The sequence below is a fragment of the Allobosea sp. 10L422 genome, from assembly GCF_056395345.1.
The window spans coordinates 482316-498429 of record NZ_JBFTJI010000001.1; the positions used below are offsets into that span (position 1 = coordinate 482316).

Genomic DNA, 16114 nt, shown 5'->3' on the forward strand with positions numbered 1-16114 from the left:
TCCAGCTCTCTGCCTTGGCCAGCTTGCTCCCGGTGTCGGCCAGCCGGTGTCTCAACCGCTCACGGCCCGGCCCGATGCCGCGCACTGACGCACCTAACGGTCCCCGAAAGCAGGCACGAGCTTGACCTCGAGGCCTTCGGGCGGCTCGTGGAAGGAGACACCCCGTCGGCATCCGAATATCAGGCTGGTGGTTTCCAGCGCGCGCATCCGGCTCCGAACCCCGAAATCCTAGCGTTCTCGGAACACACGTTCCGCATGGTCCATGAGTGGTTTGATCAGATAAGACAATGCCGTGCGATCTCCCGTCGAAATGAAGACCTCGACAGGCATGCCGGGCAGCAATTGCCGGTCGCCGAGGGCGATCGCCGCGTCTTGGATCTGGACCTCCCCGATATAGAAGCTCTGCCCGCTCACCGGGTCCTTTGTCGTTGCCGGCGAGAGATGGACCAACTTTCCGGACACCTCCGGCGTGGTGTTGCGATTGAAGGCGGAGAAGCGCATGCGCGCCGTCTGGCCGACATGAACCTGGTCGATATCGTTCGGCGCGACGCGCACTTCGACCATCAGCGTCGAGTTCCGTGGCACGACAGTCGCAAGCCGAGCTGCCGGCGTGATGACGCCTCCCACGGTGAAGATCATCAGCTCATTGACGGTGCCCGCGATCGGCGCCCGGATCTCCATGCGCGCGAGCCGATCCTCGTTGGCAACGCGGCGGTCGCTCAGCTCGGACAGCTTGGCCTCGACCTGGCGCAATTCGCGCTGGGCTTCGGTCCTTGCCGTCTCGTCGATTGCGATGATCTGCAGGCGGGCATCGCTGATGCGCAGCTTGGCGCGGGCGAGCGTCGCGTCGATCTCGCCGCGCTCGCCTAGCAGACGGGCCCATTCCCGGTTGATGTTGAAGACCTTCACGCCATCGATGAAACCTTTCTGGAAAAGGCTGAGATATTTGGCGCGCTCCAGCTCGACGAGGCGGATTTCCTCGACCTTCGCGACCTGGCGCGCCTCCAACCCACGGATCTCCTCGCCGGACTGGACGATCGAGATTTCAAGCTGTTCCTTGCGGCTGTCCCGGTTGGCCTTGTTGCCGGTGAACAGGCGCGTCTCGCCTTCCAGGATATGGTCGACCTCGTCGGAGAGCCGCGCAATCTCCGGCGAATAGGCGACACTCGCGAGATTGTCGCGCTCGGCGAGCAACCTGGCCTTGCGGCCGAGATTCTCGGCGAGCTGCGAATGAATGATCGAAAGCTCGGCGCGCGTCTGGACATCGTCGAGCCGGAAAAGCACCTGGCCCTCCGCGACACGATCGCCCTGCCGCACGGCGATCGACTGGACGATGCCGCCGTCACGGTGCTGCACCTCCTTGAGATTCTGGTCGATCTTGACCGTTCCTTGCGTCACGACAGCGCCATTCAGCGCGGCAGTCGCGGCCCAGCCGCCGCAGCCGAGCACGAGAAGCAAGGCGAGCGCCGAACCGACGACGACATGGCTGCGCAGCCGGAAATTCAGGCGGGCATCCTGCGTCTCGTGCGGGGACTTTGCGAAAGCAGCGGTGAAATCGTGATTATGGGCGTTCATCGGCGCGTTCCCCATGCCGGCCGTTCAATGCGGCCGGCTTTTCTGCGTTCAGACGTAATAGAGCTTGTGACTGCCGTAGATTTCGATCGAGAAATCCTTCGCTTCCGCCTGCTCGACATAGACGTCGACATAGGTGCGCTCGTGCTCGCCGATCTTTTCGATGCGGAAGCGGAAGGGGCGGCTGTCGTTGCCGTCGCCATAGGCTTGGCCGAAACCGTCGCCATCCTGATCATCATCGCCGTCATCATCGTCATCGCGTGAGCGAAGCTGGTACTGCTTGATGACGATGCGGTCGCCGGCCTCGAGATCGAGGATCTGATGGACGAGATCGTCGGTTCGCTCGGGGTCGTCCTCGACCGCAAAGACGAAACGGTCATCACCCTCCCCGCCGCTCAACGTGACGGCCTTTTCCCCGACGATCAGGCAATCGTTGCCGCTGCCGCCGAGAATGGTCTCGAAATCGACCACCGTGTCGGAGCCGATCTCGATGCCAAGCGCCTTGCCACGCTTCAGATCGACGGTGACGCCGTGCTCGGTGGCGGAGAGATCCAGCGTGTCCTGCCCCTCCCCGCCATCATAGCAATCGGCAGCGGCATCGCTCGTCGCCACGATCCAGTCGTTGCCCGCCCCGCCTGAGACATGATCGCTGCCGGCGCCACCGTCGAGCACGTCGTTGCCGGCGTCTCCGAATAATTGGTCGCAGCCCTCGTCGCCGAAGACGCGGTCGTCGCCGCCGCCTGCGCTGACATGGTCGTTGCCCGTCCCGGCGCGGACGACATCGTTGCCCCCACCGAGCATCACCCGGTCGTCGCCGGCTTCGGCGAGCACGATGTTGTTGCCGCCATCGGCCGTCACGATATCGTCGCCCGGCCCCGCGTGGACGGTGTTGTCGCCGGGGCCGGCATCGATCGTATCGTTGCCCGGCCCGGCGTCGATGATGTCGTTGCCGGCGCCACCGGTGATCACGTCGTCACCGTCTTCGTCATAGATCGTGTCGTCGCCGTCGCCGCCGTGCAGGCTGTCGTTGCCGGCACCGCCGCGGATGACGTCGTTCCCGGCGCCACCGAAGACGATATCGTTGCCCGCTCCCGCGTCGATCCGGTCGTTGCCGGCCCCGCCGACGATGTGATCATCGCCCACTCCGGTCACGATGACGTCGTTCCCGCCGCGTGCGTCGACGATATCGTTGCCGCCGAGCCCCGTGATCCGGTCGGCACAGTCGCTGCCGAGCAGCGTGTCATCGCCGGCGGTGCCGGCCAGATCGAGGAATTCGAGCACGCGAAGCGTGGCCGTCTGCTGCACATAAGCCTCGCCGTCGCTGATCCAGTAGGTCAGCGTGACCGTGCCGTACCAGCCGGCTTGCGGCTTGAAGACCCAACCAGCTTCGGCCGCGGTGAGTTGACCATAGGAAGCCTTGAGGCCAACCACCACGAGCGGATCGGCATCGGCGTCGGTCGCTCCCGCGAGCAGAGCGAGGCTCGCGATCATCAGGGTCTGGCAACCGCCGATATCGGCGAGCTGGACAGGGCCGGCTACGCGCGGGGCGCGGTTGCGCGGTTCTTCCGGCGGGTCGTCGCCGTCATCATCGCCGGGCCCGGGCTTCGGCCGGGGGTCGCCAGGCCCCTCCCGGTCCTGGGTGCCGGGGCGCGCGGATTGGCCGCCACCGTCCGTGCTCGCGCGCGCCGGCGCGCCGCCACCGGAAATCGCAGCCAACGAAAAGCTGCGCCAGCCATTGTCGTTATTCGCCGAAAACCCCAGTCCGAACTCGAAGATCGGTGAGGGATAGCGCGGCAGGGGTAGCAGCTCGTAGTCGATCAGCCGCGAGTCGATATTGAGGAAATCGGGCAGGCCGGGCACATCAGGCCCCGCCGCCCCCGAACCGACGGCCCTGGCAGCGGCCGGCTCGTTGCCCAGCGCCCCCGTTTCGTCGACCTGCTCGCCGGAGGCCGGCGACGCCTCATCCCCTTCAGCCAGGGATGGCTTGCGGGGCGCTTCCCCAGCCTGCGCGTCATCTTTCGCAGCGGGGGGCGCCGACGCATCGGTTCTCGCCTCGCCTGGGAACAGGCTTTTCAGATAGAGCACGACCGCCGTCACGGCGAGAGCGAGCACGCCGGGCCAGCGTGGCGCCGCAATCGCCGCATCCTGCGCCTTGCGGTAGATCTGGGCGGAGTCGGGAAGCTGCTGTTCCGCCGATTTTGCAGCCTTGATCGAGATCATGCCGTCACCCGTCCGTGAAGAGCTGCCGGATGTTCGCCGATCCCCACCGCCCGCGGCATGAAGGCGGCGCGCTCGGCTGTTGCCTGAACCGCAGCCGGGGCGCTGGGCGAAGCGGCGGTACGCGGCTGAGCCGGTGCGAGGATCTTGTCGCGCGGGCCGAAGGCGACGAGCTTGCCGGCCTGGATCAGTCCGACATCGTCCACGGCCTGAAGCGCGCTGGGGCGGTGGGCGACGATGACGACGATCCCGCCGCGCGCCTTCACCTGCCCGATCGCGGCGGTCAAGGCGGCCTCGCCTTCCCCGTCGAGATTGGAGTTGGGCTCGTCCATGACGACAAGGAAGGGATTGCCATAGAGGGCGCGGGCAAGCCCGATGCGCTGGCGCTGGCCGGCGGATAGCGCGGTGCCCTGCGGTCCGAGCTGGGTCTTGTAGCCCTGGGGAAGACGCAGGATCATCTCATGGATGCCGGCGACCATCGCCGCCTCGACGACCTCTGCCGGATCGGCATTCTCGGCCAGGCGCGCGATGTTCTCCTCGACAGTGGCGTCGAGCAGCGCGACCTCCTGCGGCAGATAGCCGAGATGGCGGCCGATTGTCTCCTCCGGCCACTGCTCCAGCTCCGCGCCGTCGAGGCGCACCGCGCCGCGCAGGATCGGCCAGATGCCGGTGATCGCCCGGACGAGCGTGGTCTTGCCGCCGCCGCTCGGGCCGATGATGCCGACGGCCGTGCCGGCCTGAACATCGAAGCTCGCCTCGCTCAGCAACACCTGGCCGCTGCCCGGTGCGGCGACCGTGATCTTGTCGATCTTCAGCGTCCGGCGCGGGGCCGGCAGTTCCATCGGCTCGACCGCCTTGCTCAGCGCGGTCATGGTCTCGCGCAACCGCTGGAAGGCCATGCGCGCGGCGACGAAGGGCTTCCAGTTTGCGATTGCCTGATCGACCGGCGCAAGCGCGCGGGCCGAGGCGACCGAGGCGGCGATGATGGCACCGGCGGAGAGCTCGCCCTTGATGGTGAGATAGGCGCCGAGCCCCAGCGTCGCCGATTGCAGGACCATGCGCAGTACGCGCGAGATGGCGCCGAAGGTGCCACCGAGATCGCTGGAACGCGTCTGGAGCAAGAGGTGCTCGCGATTCACCGCGTCGAAACGCTCGACTGCACGCGGCGCGAAGCCCATCGCCTTGAGCACCTCGGCGTTGCGGGCATTGCTGTCGGCGATTGCCCCGCGCGCGATCGCCGCCTGCCGGGTCTCGTTGTTGATGCGCCGGGTCGTCACCTCGCTGAGCAGCGTCAGCATCGTCAGCACGACCGCTCCCGCCAGCGTCAGCGCACCGAGCCAGGGGTGCAGCAAATAGACGAAGGCGAGGTAGAGCGGGATCCAGGGCAGGTCGAACAAGGCGCCGGGCCCCTGCCCGCCGAGGAAGCTGCGCACCGTGTCGACGTCGCGGCCCCTCTCCGTGGCCTCCACCGTCGAGAAGCCGAAGCGCGGCATATCGATCGTGACGCGATGCGCGATCGGCGCGATCTCGTTATCGAAGCGCGCACCGACACGCACCAGCACCTGCGAGCGGATGATGTCGAAGCAGCCCTGGAAAAGGTAAAGTCCGATGGCGAGTGCCGAGAGCGCCGCCAGGGTCTGGATGCTGCCGCTGGTGAGCGCCCGGTCGTAGACCTGCATCATGTAGAATGAGCCGGTCAGCGCCAGCACGTTGATGAGGCCGGAGACGGCGAACAGGAAGAGCGCGACGCGGCGCAACCCGTGGGTCAGCCGGGCGGCGTCGCGCTTGCGGGCGGAGGAAAGCGTCTTGGACGGTGCCATTATGGCCCCCGAAAATGCGAGTGCGAGGACTATCGAGTGAAGAAGGATCGGGCGGGCGGCCCCCCGGTCCGCCCGCCCGCCGCCGGTTCGATCAGACGATGAAGCTGCCGGCTGTCAGGTTGTGACTGCCCTTCAGGTTGATCTGGAACTCGGCATCCGTCGCCGCATCGACATTGCCCTTGACGATGGTGTAGTCGCCATCCGCACGGGTCTCGTAGGTGACCGTAAGCTGGGCCGAGGCGGTGAAGCTTCCGCCGTTGGCCAGAGTGAAGCTCTGGTTGCCGGCCTGGCTCGCATCCGCGTCGATCGCGCCGAGATCGAGCCGGTCTCCGGGCTGGAAGTCGAGGATGGTGTCGCCATCCGCGCCCTGCGTGCTGAGGAAGCGGAAGGTGTCGTTGCCCGAGCCGCCTTCCATCACATTCACCGCATCGCTCGCCGTGATCGTGTCGTTGCCCGAGCCGGTCGCCACATTCTCGATGCTCCACAGCGTGTCGGTGCCGGTCTGGCTGCTGACCGCGCTGCCGCGACCAAGCGCTCCGTTCCCAAGATCGACGGTCAGATTCGCCGTGATCGTCGAGAAATCGAGCGTATCCGAACCGCTGCCGCCGTCGATCTCGTCACCGAAATAGGTGTCGTCGTCGTCGCCGGCCGTGCCGATCATGAGGTCGTCCCCACTCCCCCCGACCACGGTGTCCTTGCCGGCGCCGGCATCGATCAGGTCGTTGCCCGCCCCGCCGAAGATCCGGTCGTTGCCGGCCTCGCCATAGAGCATGTCGGCCCCGCCACCGCCGAAGACCTGATCGTCGCCCGCTCCGGCGAAGACCACGTCGCGGCCGTCGCCAGCATCGACGAAATCAGCCCCTTCGCCGGCCGAGATCGCATCGGCGCCGGCCTCGCCGGTGAGCGTGTCGTCGCCGCCGAGGCCGATGATGTTGTCGGCACCCGCCGTGCCGATCAGGACATCGGCCGCCGCTGTTCCGCTGCGCAACGTACCGCCGCTCGCTGGGTTCGGATTGGGCGCCGGCGTCCCCGGGCCGTCATCATCATCGTCGCAGCCGCAGGACGGATCGTCATCGTCGTCATCGTCATCGCCGCCGGAGCCGACCGGTTCCTCGTCGTCGTCGCCGGGATAGGTCGGCGCGTCGTCATCATCGTCGTCATCGTCCGGGTGATTGCCGGAGCCGAACTGGGGCAAACCCTCGTCGCCCGCCGTAAAGCAGATGCTGTGCGTCGCGCTCGTCATCGTCGTGACGCCGTTCTCGTCCGTCGTGAATTCATAGTCCTCCGGCACGGCGCCGCCGGGGAGCTCGATCACGTCCTGCGGCCGCAAAGTCCCGACAATCGTGTCGTTGCCGCCATTCGACCGGAACACGATGCGGTGTGCCGAGGCCAGCGACGAGATGTCGACGGTGTCGTTGCCGCCGTCGCCGTTGATGGTGATCGTGTTGAAGTTGAGGCTGGTGGGCGAGAAGTCGCCGACCGCCTGGACGGTATCCGCACCGAGGCCCGTATTGATGGTGATCTCCTCGATATTATCGAGCTCCGCGATCACCGTGCCGTTGCGCGTGATCACGATCTCCGTCTCGGGGCGCAGCGTCGCGACGATGGCGGCAGGCGCCGCAGCGCGGGCATAGACTACGAAGGTCTCGGCCAGGATGCTGCCATTGACCACGAAACGATCGAGCGTCCCGGCGCCGCCATCGACGAAATCGCGGCCGTCATTGGTGAGGACGCCCGCCGACCAATTGATCGTGTCGTTGCCTGCTCCGGCCAGGATGACGTCGTTGCCGCCGCCGCCGACGAAAGTGCTGTTGCCGCCGTCCCCGATCAGGATGTTCGCCGCAGCCGTGCCGTCGATCGTGCCGGTGGTGTCGCGGGTGATCGTGACCTGGGCGGTATCGGTCGCGGTACCGTCGCTGGCAGTATAGGTGAAGGTGCCGCCCGCCTGGGCGTTGTCCGTCACCGTGACGGAGCCAGGATTCGCCGTCAGGCTGATCGCAGCCAGGCTCGCATTGTTGATCTGGGTCGCCGTGATGTCGAGCGCAGCGCTGTCGGCATCGGTGTCGTTCGCAAGCAGCGCCCATTCGGGGATAGCGAAAGGCACCGTGGCGAAGTTGGTGATGACCGTGTCGTTCGAAGCCACGGGGGCGTCGTTGACAGGCACCACATGGATCGTGCTGACCGCGACATTGCTGCTGAGCAGCGTGTCCGTGACACTCACATGGACGACGCGGTCGACAGCGCCCGGGTCCTGCGAGCTGTTGCTGAAGGTGACCATCTGAATGGCCGCCTGGTAGTTCGCGACCGAAGCGGCGCCCGTCATCCGGATCGTGACGACACCGGGAACGGAGGTGTCGATCGTGCGCGTGATGCCGCCCGGCAAGGTCGCAGGCGCGGAGAGAGAATCGCCGGCCTGCGCATTGGTGAGCGTGACTGTGGCCGCGTTGATCGTGCCGCTGTCCTCCGTGATCCCAGGCAAGGACGCGATTGCCACGCCGGCGCCACCTTCGGTGAAGGTCGCCTGGTGATTGACAGTCGGGGCGACCGCCGGGCGCTGCAGGTCGATCGACAGGTTGTCGATCGACACCAGCTCGTTGGCGGCGCTGATGTTCGAGGCCACGAAGCGCAACGCGGCCGTCGCGGTGAACGGCCCCGCCAGCTCAAATGAGTGCTGCGTCGCGCCGCCATCGCCTGTGATGGTGGCGAGTTCGACGAAGTTGACGCCGTCAGCGGCGAAGAAGACCGCGACCTGCTCGCCCGCATCGAGATTGTCGGGATTTGCCTGGAAGCTCAGCCTGGCGAAGGAAGCCGCACTCAGGTCGACCGCACGCTCCAGCGTGGCGCCGTTTCCCGCATCGAACTGCAGGGTTCCGCCGTTGATGCGGATCTGCCCGTTCGCACTCGTCGCGCTGCCGTCATCGCCGGTCTCGACCCAGTCCGGTCCCCAGTTCAGGCTGCCATTCGAGTTGCCGTAGTTGGCGGTGCCGAAATTATCCGCGTAGTTGCCGCCGGGATCGTAGGCGTTGAGGCTCAGCTGCGGCGCCGACAGGCTGACGGTCCGATCGGCAAATCGCAGTTGCTCGATGTTCCAGAGTTTGTCCGTTCCGTCGGAGGTGAGGCCGACCGTCACTGTGTCGTGGCTGACGAGCAGAGAGCCGTCGCTGTCGCGGGTAATGGTGTAGTTGGCGAAGTTGTCGCTGAAGACCGCCGTGTCGACGTCGCCCGCGCCATTCGTCGCGCGAATTTCGCGGACGATGTTGAGCTGGACCGGGTTGATCGCGCCGGACAGCATCAGCGTGTGGAGGGGCTCGCCGGCCCAGCCCTGGTAGCCGAGCGCCAGCCCGGCCTCGGTCAGCACGATCGGCTTGGCGAGGCCGTCGGTCGTGGCGATCTCGACGCCGTTGGTGTCGCGGATCGCGATGCGCACGTTGAGCCAGGCGTCGCCGTCGATCACGTCGTTGCCGCCGCGGCCTTCGATGGTGTCGCTGCCGCCGCCGCCGAGCAGGATATTGCCGTCGTCGAAGGCGACGATCTGCTCGCGCTGCTCCGCAGTCGAGCCGGCCGGCGCGGCGGCCACCCAGTTGCCGAGCACGTCCCTCAACCCCGCGATGCGGTCGACGCCCGCCTGGGTGAGCTGGTGGCCGGTCATCGTATTCTCGGCGCCGGCAAGTCCGCCGCCCCCCTCGCCGCCCAGCGCGGGATCGGCGCGGTTGTCGCCCTTCAGCGTGTCGTTTTTGTCCCAGCCCGAAAGCGCTTCGACTGCGTCAAAGCGGTCGCGCAGGATGTCCTGCTGGTCGGTTGTGAAAATCGGGACGAGGAGATCCGATTCCGCGTTCTGATTGTTGCCCTTGTGGATCGCCCAATCGAAGCCGAGCATGCCCTCGTTGCGCATGACGCTTTCGCCCTGGACCATGATGTCGTCGCCGGATTCGGCGTCGAAATCATGCTCGTCGGTCCCGGCGAACATCACGTCGTGGCCGATGATCGTCGAGTTGAAGAACAGTTCGGAATTGTCGCCGGCTGTGGTGTCGAAGCCGCCGCCGCCTTCGATCCAGTCGTCGCCCTCGTTGCCGAGCAGGAAGTCGCCGCCCTCGCCGCCGAGAATGAAGTCGTCTCCCAGGCCGCCGAAAGCCTCCTTGCCGTCGGGGCCGGCGATGAGGACATCCTTGCCCTCGTTGCCGAAGAGCAGGGCAAGGCCGCTGCCGCCATGGATGACGTCGTTGCCGGCTTCGCCGTGCAGCATGTCGACTTCGCCGATATCGGTGCCGCTGTTGGTGATGATGTCGTCACCGTCGCCGCCATGGATCTTGTCGACGCCGTAGCCGGCCTCGATGCGGTCGTTGCCCCCTCGTCCCCAGACGCTGTCGTCGCCGCCCCCGGCGATGATGACGTCGTTGCCGTTCGTGCCCTGGATGAGGACGTGGTCGTTGCTGTTGACGCGCAGATGGGCAGCGATCTGGCCGGCCCCCTGGCTCCCGGCCGCGACGATGACGTTGCCGGCCTGATCACGCACGAAGGTGCCGTCGGGGTTGCGCTCGTACTCGATCAGGTTTCCGGCGGCGTCCCGGCGCTCGACGAAGCTCGACAGCGCCTCGAGGAAGGGATCGTCGTTCTCCGGTTCCGCGATGCCGAATTTCGCCTGCTCCCTGGCGTCCAGATAGATGACATGGTCCGGCACCGAGAAGATGTCGCCCGGCACCGCGTAGCCCTGCGCACCGAGATCGGTATTGGCGAGAACCATCTTGGCGAAGGAGTTGTTCTCCAGCTCGTTCAGGAAATTGAGCCCCTGGACGCGCGACAGGTAATAGAACCGGTCACCATTCTGCAGGTTCTCCAGCTGCAGCTCGAAGATGAAGGAGAAGGTCGAGCCGAGCATGCCTCCGAACGCCATCTTCTTCTCGGCGAGGCCCCCGACCCAGAGATCGACATCGTTCAGGCCGCCGAGGCTGCCGCCGGCATAGACTCCCTTTGCATTGAGGAAATCGAGCCGGTCGGCGGGAGCCCCGGTGCCGCCGAAGACCAGCTTCATCGCGGCATCGCGCTTGGCGTCCGTCGTGGTGGCGGCGACGATCGTGGAATGCGTGCCATAGGCCGCAATGAAGTTCACGATCGAGGCCGGATTCTTCAGGTTGAGCGCGAAGTCGGTCCAGCTCGTGTAGGGGTCCAGCTGGGTGTCGCCGTTGGCGACCTCTTTGAATTGTGCGCGCGCCTCGTTCAGCGATGGAATTCCGGCCTCCCGGCCGCGGGCGATGTTCAGCGCCGCCAGATCGAGCGGAATGCCGACGAGTTGGTTGCGCAGCACATGGGTGACGAATTCGTCGATCTCGTTGCCGACCTGGCTGGTCATGCCGCGCACGATCGCGCCTGCGGCAGCCGCATGATCCACCGTCGCAGAACCGAAGGCGAGCGGGTTCAGGAAGGCATCGAACAGCGCGAGACTGCCGTCCGAACCGTCGGCGTTGGTGACGGCGATCTCCTCGCGCAGCATCGAGTGGCCGAAGCGGTAAACGACATGCGCGAACTCGGCGAAGATCGCGGGATTGATATCCGTCGACGGGTTGAAGACGAAGGCGTCCACATCCGGCTGGATCTTGCGGGCGAACTCCTCGAAGACGAGGTGCTGGTACTGCATCTCCGTCGAGAAGCGGGCAGCCTGGAACAGCCGTTCGCCGTCCCACTGCAGCGCGGCGATCGCTTGCGGATTCGTCGGCAGCGCGGCGACGTCGGTGAGCAGCCATTCGTTCAGGAAGACAAGGTCCGCGGCGGCCAGCGCCTTCTCCTTGATCTGCTGGACCGTACGGTTGTGCTCGGAGTGGAAGATGTGGTGCACCGCCGACAGGCCGATATTCTCGTTTCCGCGCCCGTCGCCGGTGATGTAGTGCGCGTCGAGCAGTTCGTTGTCATAGGTGACGGCGACGCCGAACTCGTTCACCGGGATCTCGTTGCCCGCAGCGTCATCGGTGTCCGCCGTCTTCAGGATCATCGGGGTCGCCGGATTGCGGTCATGGTCCACCAGACCCGGCACGGCGGCGTGCGCGATGTCGTCGAGGAAGGCGTGCCCGGTGCGGACCGCGCCTGCCGTGGAGATCGGAGCGGACGGGTTACCTTCGACGACCGTGTCGGCATCTGCGCCGCTGCCGCCGAACTTGTTGTCGGCCCCTAGGCTCGTGACCATCTGCGGGAAGCCGTTCGGGCCCCGAACGAACTGACCGTAATCGTCCATCACGAAGAGCGGCACATTGAGCACATCGCTATCGGCCAGCTCGATGCCGAGAACGGCCCTAGCCTGCGCCTTGACGTCGGCCCAGGTCGCCAGGCCGCCGTGCTCGCCCTGCGGCTGGCCACGCGTGCCTTCCAGCAGCTTGCCGGTCGCGACCGGAACCAGCCCCGGGAAATCCGGGTCCGAGACCATCGCGTATTCGCGTAGGAAGAGCTGGTGCGAGCCGGAGGAGGTGTAGGTCTGGTTCTGATCCACCCAGGGGGTCGTCAGATTGGTCGCGTTCGTCGGCGCCCTCGTGAGCACCATGAAATTGGTTTCCGGGTGCGCCGGGTCATAGAGCGGGTCATCCGGCTGCAGCGGGATGTAGATCGTGCCGTTGCCGCCCTTCTGGACCAGATCGAGGCCGTGATCGAAGAACTGGCCAAACAGCGTGAACCAGGAATTGTAGGGCGCCGACAGCCCCTCGTCGGGTGCGACATTCGGGATGATGACGGTGTTGCCCTCCATCTCGACGCCATGCGTCTGGAGCAGCGTATCGAGCTGCGTCTCGGCCAGCTCGACATGCTGGGCGGCCGCGAGATTGGCCTGCGCCGTGGCGAGCGCGGCCGTCGCTGCGAGCACGGCGGCATTTGCCTGAACCACGACGGATTGTGCGCCGGCCACGGCTGATGCTGCGGCATTCGCCTCGGCCTCGGCCTGATCCTCGGCGAGTTGGGCGGCCTGCCAGGCAGCCAATGCCGCCTGCTCCGCAGCCTGGCCCGCGGGCGAGTTGTCGCCATCCGCCATCAGAGCGCTGAAAGTCGCCTCCGCTTGCGCGGTGGACTGCTGTGCGGCGGCGAGTTCATCCTGCTCGACAGCGCTCGCGGCCGCAGCGGCCTGAAGAGCTGCGGCGGCATCGGCGGCATCGGCCTGGGCGTCGGTGAGCGCACCGCCAGCGGTGGTGACCTCGGCCTGGAGCGCGGCGATGGTGGCCGCCTGGCCGGGCCCAGCCGCGATCGCCGCATCGAGCGCGGCCTTGGCCTGGACGATGGCCTGGAGTGCAGCGTTGAGTGCGCCGCCGGACAGGCCGGCATAGACGAGAGCCGCATAGATGGCGGCCGGATTGTCCAGCGTCTGGTCGACGATCAGGTTGGAGATGATGCGCGGATCCGCATCGGCAACCGAACCGGTCGGACCGTAGTTCCCGCCGACGGTCCCGCCGGGGCCGAAGCTGATGCTGTCATCGCCTTCGGCGCGATAGGACGGCGTCGTGATCCGCGGGAAGCTGTTGTCGGCCGCCCCCCACTCCTCGCGTCCCGCGACGAGGTTGTTGTAGCTGCCATCCACCGTCCTGAGGCCGTAGGGCGCGAGCGGATGGCTGATCGCCAGCACGGCGCCGGCCGTTCCTTCCGGAACGATATCGCCCTGATCATTGACGTAGATCTGGTCGAGCGGCGTTCCGCTCGAATGCGCCTCGGCGATCTTGATCTGCCGCAGGATGAACTCGAGATCGTGCCTGACGATATTGACCATAGCCGGGATCTCCCAAATCGGCGCGCGAAAGCCCAACTGCGGAAACCACCTTCCGCAGCGTTAACCTAAAGACAAATTTCGCGATCTAATGTAGATTTTGCCGATCGACGCCGTCTTGCCTCGCGTCTTCGTACAAAACAGACCGCAGACATCCCCGATTTAATACTTTGTTAAGCAACAGAGTGCCTGACGGATGCTCAACCCGGTAGATGGAAAGGTCGAGAAAGATTTAGGGCCCGAAGTCGGGGGCGATACATCGACCTTGGATGGCGCCGAGTACCGACGAAAGTCCGTATCCGCTCTCGACAGGCTGCGGCGGCGATGGACCGCGCAAAGCCTGGAGCGTCGCTTCACCATCGCCGCCTCGCTCGTCGTCGGGCTGTCGATGATTACCCTTGGCTATTGGGTCGAGCGCCGCATTCGCAATGGCTGGGAGCAGGGCATGGCCGAGATCGGGGCCCATTACCTCGAAGCCCTTCTCGCCCCCCATGTCCTCGAACTCGAGCATGCCGACGCGCTGACGGAAGAGAGCAAGCAGAGAATCCAGGCGTTGATCGCCGATAGCCGGCTCGGCCAGCGCGTGACCATGATCAAGATCTGGAGCCGATCCGGTCAGCTCGTCTACAGCACCGGCCAGGCGAAGGAGGCGGCGCGACTTCAACCTTCGCGGCTCGCCACGCTCCTGGAAGGCCGGGTTCTGGTGTCCATCCAGAACGACAGCCACGGCGATGGTCGGGACGATCCGGGTCTGCTCGAAAGCTACGCGCCGATCTACAAGCCCGGCACCCGGACAATCGTTGCCATCGGCGAATTCTATGAGGTGAGCCACTCGCTCGACCGCGAAGTCGTGCAGTTGCGCTACGCGACCTGGTTCCTGATTCTCAACGTCGCGATCATCATCGGTTTCCTGCTCTACCTCACGATCAGGCGCGCCAGCCGGACCATCAGCTCGCAGCAATCGCTCCTGGCAGCCAATCTGGCGCGTGCCTCCGCACTGGCCAGACGGAACAACATGCTCCGCCGTGCTGCGGACCGGGCCCGGCTCGACTCGGCCGTCTCGAACGAGGTCTATCTCGCCCGCATCGGCGCCGACCTCCATGACGGGCCGATCCAGATGCTCAGCCTGCTGATGCTCCGGCTCCCCGACAAGCCTCCGGAGCTGCGGGCACAGCTGGAGCGCCTCATCCAGCAGACGCTGGCCGAGCTGCGCAATCTTTCCGCGGGGCTGGTCCTGCCCGAAATCCGCGACCTCTCGCCGTCTGACACGATCGAGGCCGCGATCAAGCGACATGAGCAGCAGACCGGTACGGCCGTCGGCCGAAACCTCGTCGATCTCCCCGAGCAGATGCCGGAGGCGATCCGCTTCTGCGCCTTCCGCGTCGTTCAGGAGGCTTTGATGAACGGATACAAGCACGCACAGGGACGCGGCCAGCATGTCGCGACGCGCTTTGCTGCCGAAACGCTGGAGATCGTGATTTCCGACGACGGCCCCGGAAACGAGGCCCAGCAGCCCGAGCCCACCCTGCAGCGGCCGCGGCTCGGCCTGCGGGGGCTGGAAACCCGGGTGAAAGCCCTGCGCGGCAGCCTGACCATCACGCCGCAACCGCAGGGCGGACTGCAGCTCAGGGCGCTGCTGCCGGTGCGCCGACGCTCACCGACGACGGGGCTTTAGCGGGCAGAGACGAGCAAGCTCGGTCCAAGCAAGCTCGGTCGAAGCCGCCTCAGCGCCCCGCCGAGGAGAAATCGCCCGGCTTCATCTTCTGGGCGGCGATGACGACCTCGAGCCGGTTGCGCGCCCTGAGCTTGGTCATCAGATTGGTCATGTAGCTCTTGACCGTCTTCTCGCTCAGCTCGAGGCTCCGGGCGATCTCGCGGTTCTGCTTGCCGCATAGCAGCAGGCGAACGATCTGCTCCTCGCGCACGCTCAGTTTCGTGCTGATCACCGCTTGCTTCTCGGCGGCCTTGCTGTTCAGGGCGCTGATCACCTTCGCCGCGAAGGCGGGAGTGATGTAGACTTCGCCGCGCAGTGCAGCCTCCACCGCGTCGAGCAGCTCGCTCGCGCTGCTGCCCTTCAGCACATAGCCGGCGGCTCCGGCACCAAGAGCCCTGACTGCATGATCGGTGTCGGTCGAGGCCGTAAAGACGACGACGCGACAAGCAGGCGCGATGTCACGCAGCGCGGCCAACGCACCGAAGACATCGCCGGGCATGTTGAGATCGACGATCAGCACGTCGCAGATCCGCCGGTCGACGATATCAATAATGTCGGCCGCGCTCGCGCCGATCTCTGCCACGACAAAATCGTCGCGGCGCGACAGAACGGTCGCGATCCCTTCCGCCAGCAGCGGATGGTCGTCGACGATCGCTATCGATATCCGGGGACGGGGCTTATCCTGCATGTCCCAATACTCTGCCAGTTTAGAGACTCAGTAAACAAGCGAATTAACATACGGTTAAATCAGCAAGACGATGCTTCCACTACGTCAGCTATATGGCGCACAAGGCGCATCGGGAGCCGGCACCTATCCAGTCTCCGGCGTTTTTTTTCGATCGGTCGGTGCTTTGGTCGGCCGGGGGCGTTGGTCTGCACTCTCAGGCGCCGCATTTTTAGCGGGGCTCAAGCGCATTCTGTCCGCCTCGGCCCAAAGCCGGAAGACAGCGCGTCGGCAGAGAACGCGCGCAGCGTCAGAAACGTCTTCGCGGTCCCCTTCTCAGGGCCAAATCGGCAGAAGAGCTCCCTGAGCAGGTAGCCTGGAACGTCGTGCGGATCATC

The 16114-nt window shown here is 65.9% G+C and carries 6 protein-coding genes; 1 reads left to right on the forward strand and 5 read right to left on the reverse strand.

Annotated elements, in window-relative coordinates:
* Nucleotides 1-228: 228 nt before the first annotated feature.
* The 4 genes from AC1DEZ_RS02305 to AC1DEZ_RS02320 form a co-directional block, all read right to left on the reverse strand.
* The gene (locus AC1DEZ_RS02305) at nucleotides 229-1575 is read right to left on the reverse strand and encodes an HlyD family type I secretion periplasmic adaptor subunit (RefSeq protein WP_441513143.1); all 1347 of its coding nucleotides are present in this window, start codon (nucleotides 1573-1575) and stop codon (nucleotides 229-231) included.
* A gap of 48 nt (nucleotides 1576-1623) precedes the next feature.
* The gene (locus AC1DEZ_RS02310; RefSeq protein ID WP_476778468.1) at nucleotides 1624-3792 is read right to left on the reverse strand and encodes a calcium-binding protein; all 2169 of its coding nucleotides are present in this window, start codon (nucleotides 3790-3792) and stop codon (nucleotides 1624-1626) included.
* Nucleotides 3789-5609 (reverse strand): type I secretion system permease/ATPase, encoded by a 1821-nt coding sequence (locus AC1DEZ_RS02315; protein ID WP_476778469.1) that lies wholly within the window; start codon nucleotides 5607-5609, stop codon nucleotides 3789-3791. Before AC1DEZ_RS02315 ends, AC1DEZ_RS02310 begins: the two co-directional genes overlap by 4 nt.
* A 91-nt stretch (nucleotides 5610-5700) precedes the next feature.
* Nucleotides 5701-13341, reverse strand: a complete 7641-nt coding sequence (locus tag AC1DEZ_RS02320) for a peroxidase family protein (RefSeq protein WP_476778470.1) — start codon at nucleotides 13339-13341, stop codon at nucleotides 5701-5703.
* Between the two features lie 262 nt (nucleotides 13342-13603).
* On the opposite strand from AC1DEZ_RS02320, the gene AC1DEZ_RS02325 reads away from it, so the two are divergent.
* A complete protein-coding gene (locus AC1DEZ_RS02325; protein ID WP_476778471.1) occupies nucleotides 13604-15013 on the forward strand; it encodes a sensor histidine kinase in 1410 nt (469 codons plus the stop codon).
* A gap of 49 nt (nucleotides 15014-15062) precedes the next feature.
* Here AC1DEZ_RS02325 and AC1DEZ_RS02330 read toward each other — a convergent pair whose 3' ends face one another.
* Nucleotides 15063-15740: a response regulator gene (locus AC1DEZ_RS02330; RefSeq protein WP_476778472.1), complete on the reverse strand. Its 678-nt coding sequence runs from the start codon at nucleotides 15738-15740 to the stop codon at nucleotides 15063-15065.
* Nucleotides 15741-16114: the final 374 nt, after the last annotated feature.

Coding starts and splice junctions, on each gene's coding strand:
- AC1DEZ_RS02305 (WP_441513143.1), bottom strand. CDS start 1,575: ATGAACGCCCATAATCACGATTTCACCGCTGCTTTCGCAAAGTCCCCG.
- AC1DEZ_RS02310 (WP_476778468.1), bottom strand. CDS start 3,792: ATGATCTCGATCAAGGCTGCAAAATCGGCGGAACAGCAGCTTCCCGAC.
- AC1DEZ_RS02315 (WP_476778469.1), bottom strand. CDS start 5,609: ATGGCACCGTCCAAGACGCTTTCCTCCGCCCGCAAGCGCGACGCCGCC.
- AC1DEZ_RS02320 (WP_476778470.1), bottom strand. CDS start 13,341: ATGGTCAATATCGTCAGGCACGATCTCGAGTTCATCCTGCGGCAGATC.
- AC1DEZ_RS02330 (WP_476778472.1), bottom strand. CDS start 15,740: ATGCAGGATAAGCCCCGTCCCCGGATATCGATAGCGATCGTCGACGAC.